Origin of the sequence: Mesorhizobium sp. M1A.F.Ca.IN.020.06.1.1 (assembly GCF_004023265.1) — a bacterium.
GTDB lineage: Bacteria > Pseudomonadota > Alphaproteobacteria > Rhizobiales > Rhizobiaceae > Mesorhizobium.
The window spans coordinates 1-4,496 of record NZ_RZSR01000476.1 but is presented as its reverse complement, the minus strand read 5'-3'; the positions used below and the strand labels follow the sequence as shown (position 1 = coordinate 4,496).

The window sequence follows — 4,496 nt, the reverse complement described above, 5'->3', positions numbered from 1 at the left end:
GCTGTGGACGGATGCCGGCCCGTGGGCGGTGACCTCCGTCGACACGGCGGCCGATCTGGCCGTCGATCCGGCCTTGATGCGCCGGATCGGCCAGGCCCGAAAGACGGAACACATGTTCCTGCATCCGGTCGTGGACGGTCAGGTCGGTCTGCTGTTCGTGGACGGCGTCTACACCCGCACGCTTGCCGCGGGGGTGCACGCCTTCTGGAATGTCGGGCGCATGGTCCAGGTGAAGGTCGTCGACCTCAAGCGGCAGTCGCTTGATGTCGCCGGGCAGGAAGTGCTGACCAAGGATCGCGTGACGATCCGCGTCAACATCGCCGTCGAATACCGGGTCGTCGATCCGGTGACGGCGGTGAGCACGGTGAAGGACTTCTCGGAAGCCCTCTACCGCGCCCTGCAGTACGCCTTCCGCAAGACGCTCGGCGCGCTCACCCTCGACCAGATCCTCGACAAGAAGATCACGGTCGATGAGGAGGCAGCCGCCAAGGTGCGTTCCGACATGGCCGCGATCGGCCTCGAGGTCAGCGATATCGCGCTTAAGGATGTGATCCTGCCCGGCGAGATGCGCGAGATCCTCAACCAGGTGGTTTCGGCCGAGAAGCAGGCCGAGGCCAACGTCATCCGCCGCCGCGAGGAGACGAACGCCACGCGTTCGCTGCTCAACACGGCCAAGGTGATGGCCGAGAATCCGGTGATGCTGCGGCTGAAGGAACTCGAGGCTCTCGAGGCCATCGCCGGCAAGGTCGAGCGCCTGACCGTCCACAACGGGACGGGCGGGCTGCTCAACGATCTGGTCAAGCTCCGCGAAGGCTGAGCTTACGCCACGTAAAATGGGAAGGGCCGCCGGTTGCCCGGCGGCCCTTCTTGCGTCCACAAAGCCGGCATCCCATCTGCGCCCGGCGTGTCAGGCCTTTTCCTGCCCGGAAAAACCGATTAGACAGCGCCAAAACAAGATGCGGACAGATTCCGCCCGCAACCGAAGGAAGAGCCCTTGTCCACCACGTTCGAGAAAGTCGCCAAGATCATTGCCGACACCAGCGAGATCGATATCGACACCATCACGCCCGAAAGCCATACCATCGACGATCTCGGCATCGACAGCCTCGATTTCCTCGACATCGTCTTTGCCATCGACAAGGAATTCGGCATCAAGGTGCCGCTCGAGAAGTGGACGCAAGAGGTCAATGACGGCAAGGCTTCGACCGACGACTACTTCGTCATGCAGAACCTGTGCGCCAAGATCGACGCGCTGGTCGCGGCCAAGGCCGCCTGACGAGCGCGACCTTGTCCCACCTCCAGCCTGACCAGCAAAGCCGCTCATGAGCAGCCCGCGCGACGTCGTCATCACCGGTATCGGCCTTGTCTCTTCGCTGGGAGAAGGACCGGACGCGCATTGGCAGAAGCTGACCCGGCCGGGCGTTGAGCCGGTGCTCGATGCGACGCGCTTTGCGCCCTACACAATTCATCCCCTGCCCGAGATCGACTGGAACCTGCAGATCGCCAAGCGCGGCGACCAGCGCCAGATGGAGACCTGGCAGCGGCTCGGCACCTATGTCGCCGGCCTGGCGCTGGACGACGCCGGCATCAAGGGCAATGACGAGCTTTGCGCGACCATGGACATGGTTGTGGCGGCCGGCGGCGGCGAGCGCGACGAGGCCGTGGACAGCGCGATCCTGGCGGCGTCCGAGAGCCGCAACGACCGCGACGTGCTGCTCAACGAGAAGCTGACCACGGAATTGCGGCCGACGCTGTTCCTCGCCCAGCTTTCCAATCTGCTCGCCGGCAACATCTCCATCGTGCACAAGGTCACCGGCTCGTCTCGTACCTTCATGGGCGAGGAAGGCGCCGGCGTCTCTGCCGTTGAGACGGCCGCCGCGCGCATCCGCTCCGGCCAGTCGACCCATGTGCTGGTCGGCGGCGCCTTCCAGACCGAGCACTCAGACATGCTGCTCGGCTATGAGCTCGCCGGTTATCTGCATCGCGGCCCGTGGAGACCGGTCTGGCAAAGACAGGGCGCGGAAGGCGGCGGCGTGGTGACGGGCTCGGGCGGCGCTTTCTTGGTGCTCGAACAGCGCGAGCATGCGGAGAGCCGGGGTCGCAGGATCTATGCTGAGCTCGGTCCTGTGGTTTCCGGCCGGGCCCGGCGCCGGCGCGGCGAGCTGAATGCCGACATCGCCGCTTTGCTGAAGCAGGCGGCGCTGCCCGCCGGCGAATTGCTGACGATTTCCGGTGCCTCCGGCGCCCATGCCGCCACGGCGGCCGAAAAGGTGGCACTCGATGCCAACCCGGCGCTTGCAGTGCGCGCCTTCTCGACGCTCACCGGCCACATGAAAGAAGCGCAGTTCCCCTTCGCCGTGGCGCTTGCCGCGCTCGCCGTCGACCGCAAGGCCCCCTACCCTGTCTTCGATGCCACAGTGGAGCAACCATTCGAAGGCGCCCCCAGCTCCGTCCTTGCAACGGCGATCGGCTATCACCAATTCGAGGGCCTGGGGCTGATCAAGGCCGCTTAGAGCGAGACAGACAGAACATGGCCAATCTCCGCGATCACATGGGCAGGCCTATCGTCGCCGTGACCGGCATCGGCGTGGTGACTTCGCTTGGCGTCGGCAAGGCCGACAACTGGGCGGCGCTGACCTCAGGCAAATCCGGCATCCATCCGATCACCCGTTTTCCCGTCGATCATCTGAACACCCGCATCTCCGGCATGGTCGATTTCCTGCCGTCGAGCTCCAAGGGTGCCAGTCCCCTCACCTACGAGCTGGCCGAGACGGCCGCCCAGGAAGCGGTGTCGGAGGCCGGCCTCGATTCCGGCGATTTCGGCGGCCCGCTCTTTCTCGCCTCGCCGCCGGTCGAGCTCGATTGGGCCGACCGCTTCTCGCTCTACAATTCCGACAAGAAGGAAAGCGGTTCCGAGAGATTGCTGCGCGTGGCGCGCGGACTGAAGGAGCTCGGCATTTTCGAGACCACCCAGTTCGGCTCGATCGCCGATCGCCTGGCCGATCGTTTTGGCACGCGCGGCCTGCCGATCACGCTGTCGACAGCCTGCGCGTCAGGCGCCACCGCCATCCAGCTCGGTGTCGAGGCCATCCGCCGCGGCGAATGCGACAAGGCGCTGTCGATCGGCGCCGACGGCTCCGCGACGGCCGAAGCCCTGATCCGCTTCTCGCTGCTCTCGGCGCTTTCCACCCACAACGACATTCCCGAAAAGGCCTCGAAGCCCTTCTCTAAGGACCGTGACGGTTTTGTCCTTGCCGAGGGTTCCGGCGCGCTTGTGCTGGAATCGCTGGAGGCGGCACTTGCCCGGGGTGCCACTATCCTCGGCATAATGCGTGGCTGCGGCGAGCGCGCCGACGACTTCCACCGCACCCGCTCCAAGCCTGACGGTTCGCCGGCCATCGCCGCGGTACGCGCCGCCCTTGCCGATGCCGGCTTGAGCGAAGACGAGATCGACTACGTCAACGCGCACGGCACCTCGACGCCGGAAAACGACAAGATGGAGCATCTGTCGCTGTCGACCGTGTTCGGCGAGCGGATCGGCTCGATGCCGATCTCGTCGAACAAGTCGATGATCGGCCACACGCTGTCCGCCGCCGGCGCGGTCGAGGCCGCGTTCTCGCTGATGACCATGCGCGAAAGCGTCATCCCGCCGACCATCAATTACGACAATCCTGATCCGGCAATCGTGCTCGACGTGGTGCCAAACAAGAAGCGCAACGCCGAGGTCGGCACGGTTCTGTCGAATTCCTTCGGCTTCGGCGGCCAGAACACCTGCCTTGTCATGGCGCGGGAACCGGTCTAAGCGGACGTTTTCCCGCTTCCAAAGTACCAACAGGCCAAATGCGCGCATTGCAACTTATCGAGGACCGCCGCCTTGAAACGGTGGACCTTCCGCCTCCCCCGCCGCCTTCGCAAGGTGAAGTGACGCTCCGCATCAAGGCGGTGGCGCTCAACCATATCGACGTCTGGGGCTGGCGCGGCATGGCCTTCGCCAAGCGCAAGCTGCCGCTGGTCGTCGGCGCCGAAGCCTCGGGCGAGGTCGAGGCGGTCGGACCCGGCGTCTCCACCCTCCTGCCGGGGCAACTGGTGTCGATCTACGGCGCGCGAACCTGCGGGCTCTGCCGTGCCTGCCGCGAGGGCCGCGACAATCTTTGCGAGCACGTCTCCGGCGTCCACGGTTTTCATCTCGACGGCTTCGCGCAGGAAAAGATCAACCTGCCTGCCCGTCTCCTGGTGCCTGCGCCGCCCGGTGTCTCCGATATCGGCGCTGCCGTCGCACCCGTCACCTTCGGCACGGTCGAGCATATGCTGTTCGACAACGCGAAACTGGAGCCCGGTGAGACCATCCTCGTCCATGCCGGCGGCTCCGGCATCGGCTCCGCAGCCATCCAATTGGCGAAGCGCATGGGCTGCACGGTCATCACTACGGTCGGCTCGAACGACAAGATAGACAAGGCGAAGGCGCTTGGCGCCGACCATGGCATCAACTATCGCGC

5 protein-coding genes are annotated in these 4,496 nt (G+C 65.3%); all 5 read left to right on the top strand.

What is annotated here, in order from left to right; all coding sequences use genetic code 11:
• Nucleotides 1–817 (top strand): slipin family protein (locus EOA60_RS20135; protein ID WP_164899422.1); only part of this gene is annotated, 817 nt, incomplete at its 5' end.
• Between the two features lie 177 nt (nt 818–994).
• Nucleotides 995–1,276, top strand: coding sequence for an acyl carrier protein (locus EOA60_RS20130; RefSeq protein WP_066999801.1), 282 nt, complete (start codon nt 995–997; stop codon nt 1,274–1,276).
• A 46-nt stretch (nt 1,277–1,322) separates the two neighbouring features.
• A complete protein-coding gene (locus EOA60_RS20125) occupies nt 1,323–2,513 on the top strand; it encodes a beta-ketoacyl-ACP synthase (protein ID WP_095825649.1) in 1,191 nt (396 codons plus the stop codon).
• Between the two features lie 17 nt (nt 2,514–2,530).
• Entirely contained in the window at nt 2,531–3,802 is a 1,272-nt protein-coding gene (locus EOA60_RS20120; RefSeq protein ID WP_095825650.1) for a beta-ketoacyl-ACP synthase, read from the top strand.
• A 38-nt stretch (nt 3,803–3,840) separates the two neighbouring features.
• Nucleotides 3,841–4,496: alcohol dehydrogenase catalytic domain-containing protein (locus EOA60_RS20115; RefSeq protein ID WP_164899421.1), on the top strand; the 656-nt coding region annotated here is incomplete at its 3' end.

Coding starts and splice junctions, on each gene's coding strand:
- EOA60_RS20125 (WP_095825649.1), top strand. CDS start 1,323: ATGAGCAGCCCGCGCGACGTCGTCATCACCGGTATCGGCCTTGTCTCT.
- EOA60_RS20120 (WP_095825650.1), top strand. CDS start 2,531: ATGGCCAATCTCCGCGATCACATGGGCAGGCCTATCGTCGCCGTGACC.